Raw genomic sequence first — 19,311 nt, 5'->3', positions numbered from 1 at the left:
AATAAATCCTTGAGAGGATGCAGTCGTTAGCGACGACATCCGTTCCTTGTTGCTGTTGTTTTGAGTGGTGGATTAAGCCGCGTTACCTTTCCATTTTTTCCAGCGTTTTTGGTCTGGGGAACCTTCTATGTCAAGATTGTCTGCACCCACATTGAAATTGTAGTAGTCCCTTAAAATGCTTTCTAAGTCAGGACCACCGCAATTGCCTTGTAAAATCTGATGAACAGGCAACCAAGCTTGGATGTATTTTTCAGGCTCTCTTTCAAAAATGTCATGGCAGCCATCTGAACAGGTATGGTAGCGTTCGTCTTGGTAAATTGACTCACGATAACTGAACATGGTTTGGTCGCCATCCATCTCTGTAAATGTCATTGGAATTTGGCAGACTTGGCAAAGTTGTGGTAAGCCTGCGCTATAGAAGCGTTTACCTTCGGCTTCCATTTTGCGTGCCAGTTCCCAGCGTGGGCGATAGTATTGGTCAAAAGTGTCAGGGTATTTTGCAGATAACCAATCCATTTCTTCATCTGTTGGAATCCAAGTATGGAAGCCAGCCGCATGACCAAAGTTATAGAAAATCCACCATGCTTGGTGTGATACATGCTCTTTTTCTTTGGTGATGACCTCACTGTATTTCGGCATACGAATGCCATAGCGACTAAGGTCTTTGAATAATGCACCACCTGCTTCTTCAAAGTAGGTTTCCCAAGCTTCTTTCCATGACATGACTTTATTTGGCAACATATAGTCCATCATCATGCCGACGATGGAGAGCAAACGGGTGCCACGCCAGAACCATTTATCAATCCATTCTTGAACGATTGGCACATTATCTTCATGCTGTTCAAGTAAGAATTTTACGATTTCTAAACCGAGTGTCATGTGGCGTGCTTCATCTGATTGGGCACTAAAGCCAAAGGTGACAGTTGCCATATCACCGTTATAGGCGGCGCCTGACATAAATGGTACGAATAACAGATTGGTCAGTACATATTCAAAAGCAAAACTGATCGCCAATAAAAACTCAAACGGTCCAGCTGAACGGGCATCTTCAAAGAATGATTTCGGAACGGATAAATACCAAACACGATCATGCATATGTGCCCAATCTTGGAAACCGTCAAAGAACTTGTTGTAATGACTCATCGCGTGAATCTGGGTTTGTACATGACGTAATTCATCAATGGATTGCATCTGTGAAGCAATCCGAGCGCCGATTCCACCAAATTGGCGTCCAACATGTGCATAACCCTGATAAGCTTGATATTCCAACGGAGTCACTGCGGTTAAAAACAGTTTGATGGCATTGACATAACGTTCATTCGAAACATTCATTTGTCCATTGTTTTGCGCAAATGCATCAAAAATGGCATACAGTTTCTTTTCTTTTTCAGCTTGGTATTTCCAATAGGCATCCATGGTTAAACGGAACGGGTCTTCCCATTTTGACCAGTCAGTGATTTTGATGCCTTCGAATTCTTCATAAGGAAAGGCATCTTTTCGATCTGCATAGGAAAACTCCCAGTCCAGATCACGGGTCAATATTCGATAACGCTCTTTGGCATTGAGTTTTTTATTGCTGACTTTAGCTTGGCTATTCATTTTGATTATCCTTTCAATGGCTTGAAGCTGCCTGCTTCTGATGTTTTGCTTTGATGTAGGGCGACGGGTTTAATTCCACTTCAGGGTAAAACTGTCATCATCTTCCTCTACATTGCCACCCAATGTGATCATGTTGAGTTGCAGTTCTTGAATGTCCCAATCCTGTCCGAGCTTTTCTGATACTGTTTCAGCTCGAATCACCAAAATGCTTGTACTTTCTACACGTATCATGGCTGGGAGATATTGGATGTTTGCTTCAGGATTGTCCTGTTCAATGGCTTCAATGATGTAACGTGAGGTGTCATTGTCTTGTAAGGCTAAATAAACTTTAGAACTCATGATGGCAATTCCTTATGCTGCTGAATCAAGTAAAACCAAACCTGCCTTTTTACTGCGTTCTGAAAGAGCATTCAGTGCAGTATCAATATTGCTGTCAGGTAGTGCGTTTTGTGCCCAACTTTGAAATGCCAGTTGAACGTTTGGAAGCATTTCGGTTATCCATGATTGAATTAAAGTTTTGTTTTCTTCTGATTCTGAAATAGCAGTTTTTAAAACACTGTCAGACCACTTTCGTAAATCAGTTAAGCAGTCTTTAACAAGTTCGGTGAGGATGGCGATATCACGCCCACCATGTTCAACAAGCCATTGATCGAGTTGTCCAAAGACCAGTTCTTGTAAGAAGGTGTCGATCAGCAGATTTTGCAGGATGTAGAGTTTGAACCAATCTTGCTCTGTCAGGCTGTGTTCGCAAAGTTTGCGTAGAGGTTGCCACCTCTCATCATTCATCCAAGCTTGTTTCGCCTGCGCTAAGGATTCACCTGTATGACCGTCGAGCATCAGACCGATACGGGAAATATATTGCGCCATCCCTAAACGATCCATTGCTGCAAAAATACAGGCTTGGGTGATCACGGTTCCATAGCCATAAGCACTCCCTGACATCATGTGTAAGTTGGCAGTCTGTTCGACATAGCGAAATGGTAATAAACAAGTGATGATTTTTTGTTTGACTGCATCACTGAGGTTGTCAACCAATTGACGTTTTTCAAAAAATGAATAATTACTTTCAGCAGTATCTTGCATACGTGCGCGATGTTGCACATAAGCACCATAGTAGAACTGACGAGGATCCTTAAATGCATACCAGTCTTGCATTTTCAAAGCTGTATGGGTTTGATCATTTAACGTTTTTTCAGGCTTCCACAATGGACGATAGTGAAAGTTGGTGGATGCCTGTACATCAAAACTGACTTCCTGATAACGGGTGGCAGGTTTGCTACCAAAGCGACGTTCGATATAGGCATAGCTTTGGCGAATCGGCTCTAAATTGGATGTTTTAATTTCTAAAGTCATTTCATTCTCCTTTTCGACTTAAGCCTGATCTTCTTGATCAGCATATTGGCGCGTATGATTGAGAACAGTGGGTTCAATGCCGTAGCGCCATTTATCTTCCTGCGCGTCATTCCAAGCCTGTTGTTCTGCGGTCATTTCAATTACTTGGTTAATTTCACAAAAGTGCTGAAATGCCTGTTGGGGTAAAACCAATTCAACAAATAGGGTTGGATCATGAATTGCAAAATCAAACTCAACGAATTTGGCATAACGATCACCAGTAATTCGAATGTATTTCACCAGTGGGTGAGGGGATGTGGCATCTACCATAAGTGGAATCCTTTTGGTCAACATCAACAACAGCTTTGATGCAGAGCGTCATGCTCTTCGGATAATTCCCTGTAGATATTTCAAAAGTCGTGCCAACTTTATTTTTATATTTAAATACAATTGTTTAAGGTTTTTTTGCCGATTGAAAGAGGTGAGGTTGATTGAGATATTCATCAAATGATGAATACTGTTTGAATCAGATTTCATCAAAACAATAAACACCTTATTGATTGATCCATTCGTTCATTTTTTATTTATGAAATAAGATTTTTTTAAGCGACTGATATAGCTCAAAATTAAGATAATATACCTCTAAGGTATAAAAATATAAGAATAAGGTAGTAAAGCTTTTTAGTCGGAATTAGGTAATATCAAGGTTGCATTCACAAAAGACATATAGCCAAGGATGGATATCATGCCCCAAGCCAAAAATGTGAAGGTATATAAGCAGATACTTGAACAAAACAAAGATATTCAAGATCTATTAGATAAAATCGTTTTTGATACCCGACATGGTCAAATCTGGTTTGATGAAAATCGTATGTTGTTGATGCATACCAGTATCATGGGGTTTTTAAGAAAAGATTTGTTTCAGATGTTAGGGCTTGAAAGAACCAAACGTTTTTTTATTCGTTGTGGTTATCAGGCTGGCATGCGTGACGCAGAAGTGACCTCTAAACTTCGCCCCAATTTAAATGAAGCTGAAGCATTTATGGCGGGACCACAAATGCACGGTATTCGTGGCATGGTGCAGGTAGAAGTCAATGAGTTGCACCTCAGCCATGATCTAAAGCAGTTTTATGCGGATTTTAATTGGCTGAACTCATTTGAAGCTGAAGTTCATTTGAGTGAGTTTGGTTCTTCCGATGAACCAGCTTGTTGGATGCTCTTGGGTTATGCTTGTGGTTACAGTAGTTTTGTGATGGGACAGACCATTATCTATCAGGAAACACATTGTGTCGCTCAAGGGGATGACCATTGTCGAATTATTGGCAAACCTTTAAGTGAATGGGAAAATGCTGATGAGCTTATTCGTTTTATGTCACCAGATCCTGTTTCAGATGAAATCATTGCCTTACAGGCTGAACTCAATGCGTTGAAAAAGAATATTTACACAGACGCAGAAAGTGATTACACCATGTTCAATGCGGTGGGTGAATCAGTGGCTTACCGTCAAGTATGTGATTTACTGAAAAAAGCAGCAGGCAGTAAAGTGGCTGTTTTATTGCAAGGTGAAACAGGTGTAGGTAAGGAAGCATTTGCTCGTGGTATCCATAATGCCAGTCAGCGTAAACTCCAACCTTTTGTTGCGGTCAATTGTGCTTGTATTCCTCCAGATTTGATTGAGTCAGAACTTTTTGGTGTTGAAAAAGGTGCATTTACAGGGGCGACTCAATCTCGAATGGGAAAATTTGAACGTGCTCACGGTGGAACGATTTTTCTTGATGAAGTCATTGAGCTTTCACCACGTGCGCAAGCTGCATTGTTAAGAATGTTACAAGAGGGTGAGTTTGAACGGGTAGGAGATACTCGTACACGTCAAGTTGATGTCAGAATTGTTGCAGCAACCAATGAGGATTTGGAACAAGCTGTGAAAGATGGCAAGTTTCGAGCAGATTTATATTATCGCCTTAATATTTTTCCTGTTTTGATTCCACCTTTACGTGAGCGTAAAGAAGATATTCCTTTATTGATCAATCACTTTTTGGCACGGTTTGAAAATATGTACGACAAAACATTAAAAGGCTTAAGTGATAAAGCCAAAAGTTTCGTGATGAAATATGATTGGCCGGGCAATATTCGTGAATTAGAAAATTTGTTAGAACGTGCAACGTTATTGACGGATCATCAACAGGAAATAAAATTAGACAGTTTATTTCCACAGCAGAAAGATGTGGAAAGTACATCTCATTCGACAAACATGAATATCAATATTGATGAATTATTGACTGAACATTTTTCCTTGGAACAATTTGAACAAGACATTATTCGCACTGCTATGGACAAAAGTCGCCAAAATGTTTCAGAAGCTGCTCGAATTTTGGGAATTAGTCGGGCGACCTTGGATTATCGATTAAAGAAAATTGATCTACTATAAAGAGATCAGCATGCATCGAGATGACAACAGATTCAATCCATAGCTATATCGCCATATGAATTTATTTAATAAATCAAAGGTTTGAATCATATTCAAAATATCTTGGTGCAGTTTGTCTACTTTATGGCGAAGCTAAGATGTTGAGTGGAAAGAATGAGACTTCGCATGTAAATTAATATTCTAAAAACCAATGAATTGAACAGTAAAAACTCACCAGTGTGAGTTTTTATTTAAAACTACAGATTCAAAGAAGATTTAAAATCATCAAGAGACTAGAAAATCTGCCAAGGCTTGATTAAATTGTTGCGGTTTTTCTACATTGGAAATATGCGATGCTTCAATCACAAAGAGTTCAGACTCAGGGATTTGCTCCTGCATAAATTGCCCATCTACAACAGTTGTCACTGGATCTTGTGCACCAGCAATCACCAAGACAGGTACCGTGATGCTATTGATTCGAGTGGTTAAATCCGCTTTAGCCAAAGCCTCACAACAACTTGCATAACCCTCTGTGCTGCTAGCTGCGAGGTCGTTACTCATGGATTTTACAATCGCTGTTTGACTTTGGATAAAGGGCTCGGTAAACCAACGAAGTGCTGCTGTTTCTGCAATCGGGGTTAAGCCTTGCTCACGCACCAATTCGGCACGTGCTAACCAAGCAGATTCCTGACCAATTTTTGCAGCAGTATTGCAGATCACAACATGGTTAAATCGTTGCGGATGATGAATCGCCAACCATTGACCTGTTAAGCCACCCATTGAAATTCCGCAAAAATCTGCTTTTTGAATATTGAGCTGATCCAATAAATGAATGACATCTTGACCCAACTGTTCGATAGAATAGGGTCCTTGTGGTGCTGTCGATTGCCCATGACCGCGGGTGTCATAGGCTATGACAAAATGATCTTTTTGAAAATATTCAATTTGTGCCTGCCACATACTCAGTTGAGTACCCAACGAATTGGAAAATACAAGGGCAGGCTGAGTCGGCTTACCCCATGTTTGATAATGAATGACAGCATCATCTGACTGGAATGTTGGCATAGAAACTGATCCTTTTGCCTGTTTGATGATATTGAAAGACCAACAACTTTGGTGGTTGGATACAAAATCTTGTTTTAAATTAAAATTAAACGCGTTGAATAATCATGGCGATGCCTTGACCCACACCAATGCACATTGAACACAAGGCATATTGCCCTTGAATCTGTTCAAGTTGGTTGAGGGCGGTTGTCACCAAGCGGGCACCTGATGCACCCAATGGATGCCCCAAAGCAATCGCACCACCATTCGGATTGACCCGTGCATCATCATCTGCCAAGCCTAAATCACGAGTCACTGCCAAAGCTTGGGCAGCAAAGGCTTCATTCAGCTCAATCACATCCATCTGCGCCAAACTCAGATGTGCCTGTTGAAGTAATTTCTTGATCGCTGGTGCAGGTGCAAATCCCATGATTCGAGGCTCTATACCCACGGTTGTCGCTGCAATGATTTTGGCACGTGGTTTTAATTGATACTGTGCAACGGCTTGATCTGATGCAATCAGTAAAGCGGCTGCACCGTCGTTAATTCCTGAAGCATTGCCCGCAGTCACCGTACCTTCTGCTTTCACCACACCTTTTAATTTTTGCAAGGCTTGCAATGTGGTTGACGCTCGTGGATGCTCATCTTGATCCACCAGCAAAGCATCACCTTTACGCTGAGGAATGGTCACAGCAACAATTTCTTGTTTAAAAAAGCCCTGTGCCTGTGCTGCTGCTGTACGTTGCTGACTGTTCAATGCAAACTGATCTTGATCAGCACGGTTGATGTTGAATTGCTCAGCCACATTTTCAGCCGTTTGTGGCATGGTTTCTACACCATACATGTCTTTTAGTTTTGGATTGATAAAGCGCCAACCCATGGTGGTGTCTTCAATCTTTTGGCTACGCCCAAAAGCACTCTCGGATTTGCCCATCACATAGGGTGCTCGACTCATGCTTTCCACACCACCAGCAATGATCAGATCGGCTTCATTGGCTTTAATCGCCCGTGCTGCCATCGCAATCGCATCTAGTGAAGAACCACATAAACGATTGACTGTAGTTGCAGGCACTTCAACAGGCAGCCCTGCCAATAATGCCGACATACGACCCACATTTCGGTTGTCTTCACCTGCCTGATTGGCACAGCCATAAATCACATCGTCGACTTTTTGCCAATCCACAGTCGGGTTGCGTTGCATCAAGGCTTGAATTGGCACTGCACCTAAATCATCCGCTCTTACAGCTGCAAGTCCACCAGCATAACGACCAAATGGAGTTCGAATGGCATCAATGATATAAGCATTTTTCATGTGTTTTTCCTTAAATAATCTCTCTTAAGAAGCAGTGCTTCTAACCCTTTAAAAAGGAGAGAGACTTCAGCCCATTGTTTATTTAGGTGAAGTCCCCCTTTAACAAAGGGGGATTTAGGGGGATTTCATCCATTAATTCTGCTGTGTTGCATCAATCAATTCAGCACCCGTCATCGACTGCAATTCTTCAAAGCTGAGACCCGCTACTTTTTCAATCACTTTTAAACCGTTTGGAGTAACATCAATCACACATAGATCGGTATAGATACGGTCGACACATTTTTTGCCAGTCACAGGATAGGTCAGCTCAGCCACGATTTTGGGTTCGCCTTGTTTGGTGACATGGTCAGTGGTGATAAAGACTTTCTTGGCACCGACTGCCAAATCCATCGCACCACCCACCGCAGGAATCGCATCAGGTGCGCCTGTATGCCAGTTGGCAAGATCACCATTTTCAGCAATTTGAAAGGCACCCAATACTGCAATATCCAAGTGCCCACCACGCATCATGGCAAAAGAATCGCCGTGATGGAAAAAGCTTCCGCCTGTAAGCATGGTAACGAATTCTTTACCTGCATTAATCAGTTCAGGGTCTTCTTCGCCTTTGGCAGGGGGTGGACCAAACGCCAACAAACCATTTTCAGAATGTAGGAATACATCTTTGTCTGAAGGTAAGTATTTCGAGATTTTGGTCGGTAAACCAATACCTAAATTCACATAAGCGCCATCGGGAATGTCTTGTGCAACACGTTCTGCAATTTGGTCACGGCTTAGTTTTTGATAGCTCATGCTGCTTCTCCCTGTCCCGCATTGACAGCAACCACATGCTGTACAAAAATCCCGGGTGTAATGATATGTTCAGGATCAAGTTGACCGAGTTCTGCGATTTCAGAAACCTGTGCAATGGTGACATCCGCAGCCATCGCCATAATCGGTCCAAAGTTTCGTGCAGATTTGCGGTAGACCAGATTGCCCCAACGATCGCCTTGATGGGCTTTGATCAAGGCAAAATCAGCTTTGATCGGATACTCAAGCACATAGTCTTTTCCGTCGATATGACGGGTTTCTTTTCCTTCGGCAAGCAATGTACCAAAACCTGTTGGTGTGAATACTGCCCCTAAACCCATCCCCGCTGCTTGAATGCGGCATGCCAAGTTTCCTTGAGGAACAAGTTCTAGTTCAATCTTTCCTGCATGATAGAGTTCATCAAATACCCATGAATCAGACTGGCGCGGGAATGAACAGATGATCTTACGTACAGCTCCTGATTTGAGGAGTTTTGCCAAACCATAATCTCCATTGCCTGCATTGTTGTTGACAATGACCAAGTCTTTGACGCCAAGCTCAATCAATCCATCAATTAGCTCTGCGGGTTGTCCTGCCGTTCCAAAGCCGCCAATCATAATGGTTGAACCATCCTTGATTTTTGATAGGACTTCCACCATGGATAAAGAACTTTTATCAATCATAAGACTTAACCTTTGTCTATGTTTCCAAATTGCTATGCATAAATGAGTCAGAACATATTTATGCATAGCGATCTAAAACAGGTCATGAGATAAACGCTGTTATCTCACGACCTCACGCATAAAAAATTTCTAATTAAGCACTTGCACGGCGACGATCTACTTCAGTCGTTGGTGCATCTACTTTTTCTTTTACTAATTCAACATTGAAAGTAATGTGTTTGAATGGTTTGTTAACACCACGACGAGCAAGTTCAGCTTCATCAGTGACATCTTCAGCAGTAGCAACTAAACCTTCACGTGTAGCAAATGCAAAGTCATCCCATAGGTACTTGTCACCTTCAATATTAAATTGAGTGGTGAGTTTGCGATAACCTGGTGCAGAGACAAAATAGTGAACATGCGATGGGCGATTGCCATGACGTCCCAGCAAATTGAGTAGCGCTTGTGTTGTTCCTTCAGGTGGACAGCCATAACCCACTGGCATGGTGGTTTGAGCAACATACTGACCATTGGCATCAGTTAAAATACTGCGACGTAAATTAAAATCAGATTGAGATTTATCAAAGAAAGAATAGTTGCCTAGACTATTGGCATGCCAAACTTCAACTTTAGCACCTTCAATAATGTTGCCATCTGCATCTGTGACTTTCCCCTCGATAAACAGGGTATCAACATGATCTGATTCAGAACCATCATCCATACGTGCAAAGCCGACAGATTCAGGTGCACCTGCAACATATAATGGACCTTCGATCGTGCGTGGTGTTCCGCCTGTAATACCAGCTTTCGCATCTGCTTCATCAGCACGCAGATCTAAATAGTGTTCTAAACCTAATCCTGCTGCCAACAGACCAAGCTCGTTGGCTTGACCAGCATCGGTAAAGTATTCTAAACCTTTCCAAAGTTCAGTTTGAGATATATCCAAGTCTTCAATAGCTTGGAATAAATCTCCGAGTAGACGAACGACAATTTGCTGAACACGTGGATTCACTTCACCTGTTGCAGTGTCTACATTCATTTGTTGAACTAATTTATCTATTTCTTGGCGGTTCATACTGATTCTCCTGAAGTATGAAAGGTGTTACGTGGCTTGCTTTGCTTACTCATGGTTGATTGATGAAATATTTAAACCAACAGCTTTGCTTGCTCCATTGCTCACCACAGTCCTTGTTAATTACGGTGATAAAAAAATGATCAATACAGTTTAACTGTCATCTTCACGCACAGATGATGGGTGACGATTTAAAGCCATTACTTCAATATTCATGTAAGGGTACAGTGGAAGACCTTGTAAAATGCTATGCAGTTCTTCATTGCTCTCAACATCAAAAATACTGATGTTTGAATACTGTCCTGTAATGCGCCAAATATGACGCCACTTGCCTTGTCGTTGTAAATCTTGTGAATATGCCTTTTCAACAGCTTTAATTTCATTGGCTTTTTCAGCAGGCATATCCAGTGGGATATTTACATCCATTCTGACTTGGTAAAGCATGGGAACTCCTTGAATTATTTACGACGTAGCTTGTCAATTTTGTCTTCATCCAGTTCAATACCTAACCCAGAAGCTGTCGGAATTTTCAGCTCAAAATTTTCATATTGAAGTGGTTTTTTTAAAATTTGTTCTGTGAGCAGCAATGGACCAAATAGTTCAGTGCCATAAGCCAAGTTACTGAATGTTGAAAAAACATGGGCTGAGGCGATCGTACCTACAGGTCCTTCCAGCATGGTGCCGCCATAGAGATCGATTCCCGCTAGATTGGCTAACTTTCCAACTTCACATGCTTCAATTAAGCCACCTGACTGAGCGACTTTCACTGCAAAAACAGATGCTGCATTGCATTTCGCCAGTTCATAAGCACTTTGTGGTCCCATCAAGGACTCATCTGCCATAATCGCAATATCAAACTTTCGCGTTAAGCGTTGCATAGCATCAATATTTTGAATTGCACAAGGTTGTTCGATCAAATCAACCCCGCCATCTTGAAGCATTTTGATGCCTTTAATTGCGGTTAATTCAGACCATGCTCGGTTGACATCGACTCGAATTGAAATCTCACTGCCCAATGCTTGTTTAATGGCCAACACATGTTCAATATCTTGCTCTAAAGGTCGTGACCCAATTTTTAATTTGAAAATGTTATGACGTTTTGCGGTAATCATTTTCTTGGCTTCAGCAATATCTTTTTCGGTATCACCAGAAGCCAATACCCACAATACTGAAATACTGTCACGTAAACGCCCACCTAATAATTCACTGACAGGAATTCCCAAACGTTGAGATTGAATATCCAATAAAGCAGTTTGAATGGCACATTTTGCAAAACGGTTACCATTGATATTGCGTTGAATGATTTGCATGGTCTGTGCAATATTCAATCCAGACAAAGTCTTGAGCAAAGGTGCAAAATACGTGTCAATATTGGTTTGAACACTTTCCGGGCTTTCTTCACCATAACCTAAACCACCTATTGTGGTTGCTTCCCCCCAGCCAACAAAACCATCTTCAGTCGTGATTTTAATCAGCACCAAAGTTTGTGTTTGCATCGTCGCAACCGCCATCTTATGAGGGCGTATTGTCGGGATCTCGACTAAAAGTGTTTCTATGGACTTATACATACTGCGAATTTCTTAAGTATTAATCTATTTATATACCCTAAATTAATGTAATATCTTTAACTAGGCTGGATTTGGTATTTTTAGATACTTAAAAGGTATATTTTGGTGCGAGATAGATAAAATGGAATTAAGACATCTTCGTTACTTTGTGACTGTGGTTGAAGAGCAAAGTATTACCAAAGCGGCTGAAAAATTATGTATTGCGCAACCGCCCCTGAGCCGACAGATTCAAAATCTTGAACAAGAACTGGGCATCCTATTATTTGAACGTGGTTCGAGACCTGTAAGAACAACGGAAGCAGGGCAGTTTTTTTATCAACATGCGGTACAAATTTTAACCCATACAGCTCAAGCGGCATCTATGGCAAAACGAATTAGTGCAGTCAATAAAATTGTACGCATTGGTTATGTCAGTTCACTTTTATATGCGCTGTTGCCCCAAATCATTTACTTGTTTCGTCAACGTCATCCTGATATTGAAGTGGAATTAATTGAATGTGGGACCAAAGACCAAATTGAAGCATTAAAGCAAGGTAAAATTGATTTAGGTTTTGGTCGTTTAAGAATTAGTGACCCTGCGATTAAACGTATTGTACTCCGTGAAGAAAAGCTGAAATTGGCTGTACATAAAAATGATCATCTCGCTGAATATATCGACCAAGGTGTTTATTTATCACAAATTACTCATGAAACGATTTTCTCTTATCCCGCAACTCAAAAACCCAATTTCTCTACCTTAATTCAGTCGATTTTTACTGAACTGGGATTGGTACCCAAAAATATGGTTGAAGTGCGTGAAATTCATATGGCTTTAGGCTTGGTCGCATCAGGCGAGGGGATTTGTTTGATTCCTGAAAGTGCCAGTGATATTGGGATGAAGAATTTAGTTTATGTGCCTATTTTAGATTTGGAAGCCTATAGTCCAATTTCGTTATCAGTTCGAAATATGGATCAAAGTAGTTATGTGCCGAACATACTTGCATGTGTGAGAGAGGTTTTTGAGCAAGAAAACATTAGCTTAAAAATGAATCTGTAAATGGTCTCAATCTATGCAACTACTGCATGGAAACGTTCTTATATTCTGGATTTGGAATACATGTGCTTAGAACGCTTCCATTTAACACTTCAAGTTTTGATGAAATAGTGCAATTCATTTTTAAACCATTGATCAATGCTTTAAATTTTTTTCCATTGCAGATTTTCTTCATCAAAATTGATTAAAAAAGATGTTCCCGATTCATCACCAACCAGATAAGAAGATGGATTTACCATGAGGACTTTTAATAAGGTTCCTGCTTCAATGGTGATCGGGCGTAAATTTTCTTTCGTTAATGTAACGGGTTGAAGTAATTCAATGATTTCCATTTTTTAAATTAACCTGTTGTTTGACTAAAAACGTATTCATTCATCATGACATAAATGAAGACCTGAGGCTGAAATTTAAATTAAAAAGGTTCAATTTAATGTATATATATGTAATCTAAAGAATATTGATCAAGATTAAGCTAGATTTTGATGTGTATGCAAAATCTAGCTTTTCATGTTTACAAAGTGATGTTAGCACCAAGAACTTTAACAAATTGGGCTAACCAAGCAGGATGTGCAGGCCATGCAGGCGCAGTCACCAAATGACCATCAGTCACGGCTTCAGTAACAGCTATATCTGCATATTGACCACCTGCTAGTTTAACTTCAGCAGCACAAGCAGGGTAGGCAGAACATAGACGACCTTTTAATACATCAGCAGCAGCCAGTAGTTGTGCGCCATGACAGACTGCGGCAATCGGTTTCTTTACAGTATCGAATTCACGCACAATTTCAACAACACGTGCATTCATTCGCAAATACTCAGGCGCACGACCACCAGGAATTACCAAGCCGATATAATTTTGCACATCAACTTGGTCAAAATCATAGTTAATTGCAAAGTTATGACCACGTTTTTCACTATAGGTTTGTTCACCTTCAAAATCATGGATTGCCGTGGCTATACTGTCACCATTTTTCTTATCTGGGCAGACTGCATGGACGGTATAACCTAATCCTGTAAGGAATTGGAAAGGAACCATGGTTTCATAATCTTCAGCATAATCACCGACTAACATCAAAATTTGTTTAGACATTTTTTCACCTGCTGTTCAAAAAATAGTTCTCCTTTCAGGTAAAATAACATGCTCAGATTGCAGTTTTAAGTTGAATTTATGCGGCTTTAGTCTTAATTTTATTCAGAACGTTGTAATCAATAGATATGTAAATTTCTTATTCTAAAGCAAGACTTTTCAGCTTGAGAAAATAACGCTTGAAGCTCAATCCACAACAGGAAGAAGTCGCCGACTTATTTTAAAAGTGATGAATACAGGATTAAAAAGGAAAAATATGAAAAAGTATCTTTTGGGTATTGGTTTAGTGCTTGCAGCAACAGTAAATCATGCTGCGGCGCAACAAACAGTGTATCGGGGAATGGGGGAGGCATCTTCACAATTTCCAAGTTTTAAGAAAATGTTCAAAGATGGACTGATCAATAAAAAGGCAGAAGTTTCTAGATATGATTACAATGATGTCTATCGACTCAAGAAACCCCTAAATTTTATGGGACAAAGCGTCGTTTTGGTTTCAGATGAGTATATGTCTCAATACGCTGGGTGTTGTGTAAGTGAGGGGTGGGGAGCACTTGTCGCAAAAAATACAGATTTAAAACAATTAACTCAATTTGCAAAAGCCAATCAATGTTCATTGACTGAAATGGATCGAAGCAGTACAGACTACTATTATTACAAGCTGAAACAACTGCCAAAAGCACAATATTATGAACTTTCTTGTCGTGAACGAGATCTAGAAAACCAGCAGTAATTTGCATTCAATTCATTCGCCAAATCCTCTTTAAAGGGGATTTGGGTTTTATTCGCGATGTGTTTTATAAACGTTGCATTTTAAAGAAGTCGAGATTTCCAAGTTCAATTGAAGACAGTTAAACCTAATAATAACGTGACTACAGAATCAGTACACCTGTTCCTGCACCAATCAACATTAACCAAACTGGATGAACATTCTTAAACACACTAAGTACTATAGTCAGGACAACGATTGCAATCAGTAAAATATTTTGTGCAGATGCCTGAGCAATAATCCATGCACTGACAAGCACTAAACCTACAGTAATGGGCTTTAATGCTTTTTCAAATCTCGCACGTAATGGATGGCTTTTAAAATTATTCCAAAATTTCAGTGCATAGACAGTGATAATTGAAGAAGGTCCGAATTTAGCAAAAGATGTAACAAGCAATCCCATCGGTCCTGCAACATGCCAGCCGACTAAAGGCACAATCATCATATTTGGACCAGGCGCAGCCTGTGCCATAGCAAACATAGAACTGAATTGTTCAGCGGTCATCCATTGATGAACCACCACAACTTGATGCTGCATTTCTGGCAAAATGGCATTACCACCGCCAAATGCCAGTAAAGACAATTGAGTAAAAACTAAAGTGAGTGCGATAAGGACATACATTTTGTTTTACTCCTGAGTGAATCTACGTTGTTTAAAGGCTAAAACAGCCATATTCACAGTGACTAAAATCAACAACGTCAATGCCAAAGACAGTTTGATCAGCAACATGAAAATAATGGTCAGCAAGATGGTGAAATAAGTCAGTTTACTTTTCATGATTGGTTTCAACATTTTAAAGCCTGTGGCAAACAGTAAACCTGCTGCTGCAGCCGCTAAACCTTGGATCATGTGGCGAACGAGGACAATATCTTGGAAATTGACATACATTTGATACAGTGAAATCACAATCAATGTGGGTGCCAACATCAATCCGAATACTGCACTGAATGCACCTTTAACACCAGCAAAATCATAACCAATCGCGACAGCCATATTGACAATATTGCCGCCAGGTAGAATTTGGCAGACCCCAAGCAAGTCTGTAAATTTTTCAGCCGTTAGCCATTTTTGATCTTCAACAATTAAACGATGAGCCAGTGGCAGTACACCGCCGAACCCCATTAAGCCAAGCTTCATAAAGCCTAAAAATAATGCTTTGCAATTCGGTGTTTCAATGGCTTGCTCCATTGGCATTGCTTCACTATTCATTTAGACCTCTTCAATTTGCTGTGCTGAGTGGATTGAATGCGATTATCTGCTTGTTGAGTTATAATTAAAAATGCTATTTTTGCTGTTATTCATACCTAAAAAGTATGGTTATATTGAATTGTTTTCTACAACATGACGCATTATTCGCTTGATACATTTTTATATGAAGGGAGCCACATGATTGATATTCATAAACTCAATGCTTTTGTTGCTGTGGTTGAGGAAAGTAATATTTCTCGTGCAGCCGTACGTTTGAATATGCAACAACCACCATTAACACGCATAATCAAAAGTCTGGAAGGTGAATTAGATACCCAATTATTAAAGCGATTACCTCGTGGAGTTGAGGCAACTGAAGCAGGTAAAGCACTCTATCAAGAAGCAGTCACGATCCTTGCACATGCCCAAGCGATTCCTAAACGTGTGCAGAATATCTCGAAAGGATTGGAAGGGCAGATCAATATCGGTTTCACCAATTCAGTCGGTTTGCATTCATTTTTACCTGCATTGTTACGGAATTTCCGTGAGAATTTTCCTGCTGTATCCATTCATTTAGAAGAAGATGCCAGTAGTTCATTGATTGATTCAATTATTAATGAAAAAAATGACATCGTATTTTTACGTAAACCCGCGCCGATAAACTTGGGGTTAAAAAGCTTACATGTCTTGGATGAGCCATTGATTGTCGCTTTGCCGAGTAATCATCCTTTAGCTTTACAGGGTGATGTGATTCATCTGTTGGATTTAGAACCTTATGACTTTGTACTATATCGTCGTTTGGCGGGTCAGGACTTATTTGACAATATTTTGGCATGTTGCTATCAGGCGGGTTTTAGTCCAAGAATTGTCCAAGAAGCACCTCGCTTAACCTCAAGTTTAAATTTGATCGCTGCAGGGATTGGCTTATCTATTGTTCCAGAAGCGATTCGCAATTTTTGGAATAAACAGATCGTTTATAAAGCATTACAAGCAGATACCACTTGTATTGCACCGATTTATGCGGTGTATCAACAAGATACTGAAAATGTACGTTTAAAACATATTTTAAATTTACTGGATTAATGACATCATTTTTTGTATTTAAAGCAGGGTGTTTTTAGAACAGATATTCGTAAGTGCTATCTGACAATGACTCTATCGAGCATATGTATCGGTAAGCTAAGCGAAATTAAAAAATTAACGCAATCATTGCATTTTTGCTACACATAAAAGTTGAGCTCGGGATTAGTATTATCTTTTTAAATTCAAGCGTTAAAATTAAAATTGAGGATAGGCTTTTGAAACTCAAATTTGTAAAAAATGTTTTAGTATCAGCAATGATGTTGTCCTCTACAGTTTTATGGGCAGAAACAGTAGCGACAGCAGTTCAAATGACGCCTACCACTGTAAAAGATCAGAAAAAATCGGGGATTGACCATCAATATTTTGATCAAACTGTAAAAGGCAGTGATGATTTTTATCAACATGTGAATGGTGGCTGGATAAAAAATACGGAAATTCCAGCGGATAAATCTCGTTGGGGCACATTTGATATTTTGCATGAAGAATCATTAAAACAACTGCACGATATCGTCGATGAACTGTCAAAGCAACAGTTGGTTAATGGAAGTTCTGAACAAAAAGTTGCGACCCTATATGCTAATTTTATGGATGAAAAGCGTATAGAAACATTAGGTATTCAACCGATTCAAGCTGAAATCGAAAATGTTGATGCCCTTAAAAATAAAAAAGATATTGCCCAATTAGCAGCACATTTTTCAAGAATCGGTGTCACCAGCCCGTTTGATGTTGGTGTTGATCAAGACATGAAAAACTCTACACAAATGATTGCAATGATGGGACAAAGTGGTTTAGGTTTGCCTGATCGTGATTATTACTTAAAAAATGATGCAAAATTTAAAAAGGTACGTTCACAATATTTAAGCTATATCGAGAAAACGCTAAAATTGGCGGGTGATACTCAAGCTGCACAACATGCTCAAGCCATTTTAAAATTAGAAACGCAGATCGCGAAAATACAGTGGAGTAATGTCCAAAATCGTGATGTAACCAAACTCTACAATATTTATAAGGTTGAAGACTTAGCCAAACTTAGTCCAAAAATTGATTGGAAAACCTATTTAGAAAAACAAGAATTGGCAGATAAAATTAAAACCATACAAGTGATTCAACCGAGTTATTTTAAAGGTTTGAGCCCAATTGTTGACAATACCTCGTTGGATGCTTGGAAAGCTTATTTCAAGTTCCATTTGGTGAGTGATTTTTCACCTTTACTCAGTAAAGCCTTTGTAGATAACAGTTTTGATTTCTATAGCAATCAACTCCGAGAAATCAAAGAACAAAAACCGCGTTGGAAGCGTGGTGTGCAATTGGTCGAAGGTACTTTGGGTGAAAGTCTCGGACAGATCTATGTGAAAAAATATTTTTCTGCTGAGAAAAAGCAACGCATGGAATTACTGGTTCAAAACCTGATGAAAGCCTATTCACAAAGTATTGAACAATTGGATTGGATGAGTCCAGCAACCAAAGTCCAAGCACAGAAAAAGCTGGCAAGTTTTGCGGTGAAAATCGGGTATCCAAACAAATGGCGTGATTACTCAGCCTTGGACATAAAAAATGATGATTTGATTGGTAATGTGATTCGTTCACGTGAGTTTGAACATCAATATGCGTTGAATAAATTGGGCAAACCGGTTGATCGTGATGAATGGGGAATGACACCACAAACGATCAATGCGTATTACAATGCTTCTTTAAATGAAATTGTTTTCCCTGCAGCTATTTTGCAACCTCCATTTTTTGATATGAATGCTGATGATGCAGTCAACTACGGTGCGATTGGTGCAATTATTGGTCATGAAATCAGTCACGGTTTCGATGACCAAGGCAGTCAATTTGATGAGTTGGGTAATATGAAGAATTGGTGGACTGCCGAAGATCATCGAAAATTTAAAGAAAAAACCAATGCACTGGTGGCTCAATACAATGCCTATGAACCGATCAAAGGCTACCATGTTAATGGCGAGCTAACCTTGGGTGAAAACATAGCCGATAATTCTGGTTTGGCGATCGCCTATAAAGCCTATCAATTGTCCTTAAATGGTCAGCCAGCACCAGTGTTAGACAATTTAACCGGTGAACAACGTTTCTATATCGGTTGGGCTCAAGCATGGCGTTCAAAAATCACTGATGCGATGCAAGTGGAATTCCTAAAAAGAGATCCACATTCGCCAGATAAAGTGCGTGGCAATGCAACTTTGCTGAATCAAGCACCATTTTATGATGCATTCCATCTTAAACAGGGAGATAAAATGTATTTGCCTGCAAATAAACGTGTCACGATTTGGTAATACCAAAAAAAACCTGCCAAGTCTGTTGATGGTTTGGCAGGTTTTTCATTCTTGTCGCTACCCTTCGCTCAACAGTGCTTTTG

At 40.0% G+C, this 19,311-nt stretch carries 20 protein-coding genes; 5 read left to right on the top strand and 15 right to left on the bottom strand.

The window, feature by feature from the left end; translation table 11 throughout:
* Positions 1 to 72 precede the first annotated feature (72 nt).
* The 4 genes from I9192_RS16285 to I9192_RS16270 form a co-directional block, all read right to left on the bottom strand.
* Complete coding sequence (locus tag I9192_RS16285; RefSeq protein WP_004829543.1) at positions 73 to 1,599, bottom strand: aromatic/alkene/methane monooxygenase hydroxylase/oxygenase subunit alpha; 1,527 nt, start codon at positions 1,597 to 1,599, stop codon at positions 73 to 75.
* Between the two features lie 69 nt (positions 1,600 to 1,668).
* Positions 1,669 to 1,938 carry an MmoB/DmpM family protein gene (locus I9192_RS16280; RefSeq protein WP_005033116.1) on the bottom strand — a complete coding sequence of 90 codons (270 nt, stop codon included), beginning with the start codon at positions 1,936 to 1,938 and terminating at the stop codon, positions 1,669 to 1,671.
* Between the two features lie 12 nt (positions 1,939 to 1,950).
* Positions 1,951 to 2,952 (bottom strand): aromatic/alkene monooxygenase hydroxylase subunit beta, encoded by a 1,002-nt coding sequence (locus I9192_RS16275; protein WP_005033113.1) that lies wholly within the window; start codon positions 2,950 to 2,952, stop codon positions 1,951 to 1,953.
* Positions 2,953 to 2,970: 18 nt separating this feature from the next.
* Entirely contained in the window at positions 2,971 to 3,261 is a 291-nt protein-coding gene (locus I9192_RS16270; protein ID WP_005033111.1) for a phenol hydroxylase subunit, read from the bottom strand.
* Between the two features lie 415 nt (positions 3,262 to 3,676).
* On the opposite strand from I9192_RS16270, the gene mobR reads away from it, so the two are divergent.
* The gene (gene mobR, locus I9192_RS16265; protein ID WP_005033109.1) at positions 3,677 to 5,359 is read left to right on the top strand and encodes a phenol degradation transcriptional regulator MobR; all 1,683 of its coding nucleotides are present in this window, start codon (positions 3,677 to 3,679) and stop codon (positions 5,357 to 5,359) included.
* Positions 5,360 to 5,623: 264 nt separating this feature from the next.
* Here the strand turns inward: mobR and pcaD are convergent, their stop codons facing one another.
* From pcaD to I9192_RS16230, 7 genes are all read right to left on the bottom strand, one after another.
* A complete protein-coding gene (gene pcaD, locus I9192_RS16260; protein WP_005033106.1) occupies positions 5,624 to 6,403 on the bottom strand; it encodes a 3-oxoadipate enol-lactonase in 780 nt (259 codons plus the stop codon).
* 85 nt (positions 6,404 to 6,488) lie between these two features.
* Positions 6,489 to 7,694, bottom strand: coding sequence for a 3-oxoadipyl-CoA thiolase (gene pcaF / locus I9192_RS16255; protein ID WP_200149936.1), 1,206 nt, complete (start codon positions 7,692 to 7,694; stop codon positions 6,489 to 6,491).
* A gap of 132 nt (positions 7,695 to 7,826) precedes the next feature.
* Complete coding sequence (locus I9192_RS16250; RefSeq protein ID WP_200149935.1) at positions 7,827 to 8,483, bottom strand: 3-oxoacid CoA-transferase subunit B; 657 nt, start codon at positions 8,481 to 8,483, stop codon at positions 7,827 to 7,829.
* Positions 8,480 to 9,163, bottom strand: a complete 684-nt coding sequence (locus I9192_RS16245) for a 3-oxoacid CoA-transferase subunit A (protein ID WP_200149934.1) — start codon at positions 9,161 to 9,163, stop codon at positions 8,480 to 8,482. Before I9192_RS16245 ends, I9192_RS16250 begins: the two co-directional genes overlap by 4 nt.
* Before the next feature lie 133 nt (positions 9,164 to 9,296).
* On the bottom strand, positions 9,297 to 10,217 hold the full coding sequence (gene catA, locus I9192_RS16240) for a catechol 1,2-dioxygenase (RefSeq protein ID WP_005033098.1): 921 nt from the start codon (positions 10,215 to 10,217) through the stop codon (positions 9,297 to 9,299).
* A gap of 150 nt (positions 10,218 to 10,367) precedes the next feature.
* Positions 10,368 to 10,658 carry a muconolactone Delta-isomerase gene (catC, locus tag I9192_RS16235; protein ID WP_005033095.1) on the bottom strand — a complete coding sequence of 97 codons (291 nt, stop codon included), beginning with the start codon at positions 10,656 to 10,658 and terminating at the stop codon, positions 10,368 to 10,370.
* A gap of 14 nt (positions 10,659 to 10,672) precedes the next feature.
* Entirely contained in the window at positions 10,673 to 11,782 is a 1,110-nt protein-coding gene (locus I9192_RS16230) for a muconate/chloromuconate family cycloisomerase (protein ID WP_139422395.1), read from the bottom strand.
* A gap of 121 nt (positions 11,783 to 11,903) precedes the next feature.
* Here I9192_RS16230 and catM point away from each other — a divergent pair, with 121 nt between their 5' ends.
* A complete protein-coding gene (gene catM / locus I9192_RS16225; RefSeq protein ID WP_009586366.1) occupies positions 11,904 to 12,818 on the top strand; it encodes a cis,cis-muconate-binding transcription regulator CatM in 915 nt (304 codons plus the stop codon).
* Between the two features lie 140 nt (positions 12,819 to 12,958).
* On the opposite strand, the gene I9192_RS16220 is transcribed toward catM, so the two are convergent.
* Both I9192_RS16220 and I9192_RS16215 read right to left on the bottom strand, forming a co-directional pair.
* Positions 12,959 to 13,147, bottom strand: coding sequence for a hypothetical protein (locus I9192_RS16220; protein WP_004829530.1), 189 nt, complete (start codon positions 13,145 to 13,147; stop codon positions 12,959 to 12,961).
* A gap of 179 nt (positions 13,148 to 13,326) precedes the next feature.
* Positions 13,327 to 13,905 carry a DJ-1/PfpI family protein gene (locus I9192_RS16215; RefSeq protein WP_100885734.1) on the bottom strand — a complete coding sequence of 193 codons (579 nt, stop codon included), beginning with the start codon at positions 13,903 to 13,905 and terminating at the stop codon, positions 13,327 to 13,329.
* Between the two features lie 253 nt (positions 13,906 to 14,158).
* Here I9192_RS16215 and I9192_RS16210 point away from each other — a divergent pair, with 253 nt between their 5' ends.
* The gene (locus tag I9192_RS16210) at positions 14,159 to 14,632 is read left to right on the top strand and encodes a hypothetical protein (RefSeq protein WP_005033084.1); all 474 of its coding nucleotides are present in this window, start codon (positions 14,159 to 14,161) and stop codon (positions 14,630 to 14,632) included.
* Between the two features lie 139 nt (positions 14,633 to 14,771).
* Here I9192_RS16210 and I9192_RS16205 read toward each other — a convergent pair whose 3' ends face one another.
* Both I9192_RS16205 and I9192_RS16200 read right to left on the bottom strand, forming a co-directional pair.
* Positions 14,772 to 15,290 carry a chromate transporter gene (locus I9192_RS16205; RefSeq protein WP_004829527.1) on the bottom strand — a complete coding sequence of 173 codons (519 nt, stop codon included), beginning with the start codon at positions 15,288 to 15,290 and terminating at the stop codon, positions 14,772 to 14,774.
* Between the two features lie 6 nt (positions 15,291 to 15,296).
* Complete coding sequence (locus I9192_RS16200) at positions 15,297 to 15,878, bottom strand: chromate transporter (RefSeq protein WP_199959930.1); 582 nt, start codon at positions 15,876 to 15,878, stop codon at positions 15,297 to 15,299.
* A 177-nt stretch (positions 15,879 to 16,055) separates the two neighbouring features.
* Between I9192_RS16200 and I9192_RS16195 the strand changes: the two genes are divergently transcribed.
* On the top strand, positions 16,056 to 16,940 hold the full coding sequence (locus I9192_RS16195) for a LysR family transcriptional regulator (protein ID WP_200149933.1): 885 nt from the start codon (positions 16,056 to 16,058) through the stop codon (positions 16,938 to 16,940).
* A 215-nt stretch (positions 16,941 to 17,155) separates the two neighbouring features.
* Entirely contained in the window at positions 17,156 to 19,228 is a 2,073-nt protein-coding gene (locus tag I9192_RS16190) for a M13 family metallopeptidase (RefSeq protein WP_005033073.1), read from the top strand.
* Positions 19,229 to 19,311: the final 83 nt, after the last annotated feature.

Origin of the sequence: Acinetobacter bereziniae, assembly GCF_016576965.1 — a bacterium.
In the GTDB taxonomy this organism is placed as follows: Bacteria; Pseudomonadota; Gammaproteobacteria; order Pseudomonadales; family Moraxellaceae; genus Acinetobacter; species Acinetobacter bereziniae.
The sequence above is the reverse complement of the archived record's forward strand: the minus strand, read 5'-3'. Positions and strand labels throughout refer to the sequence as shown.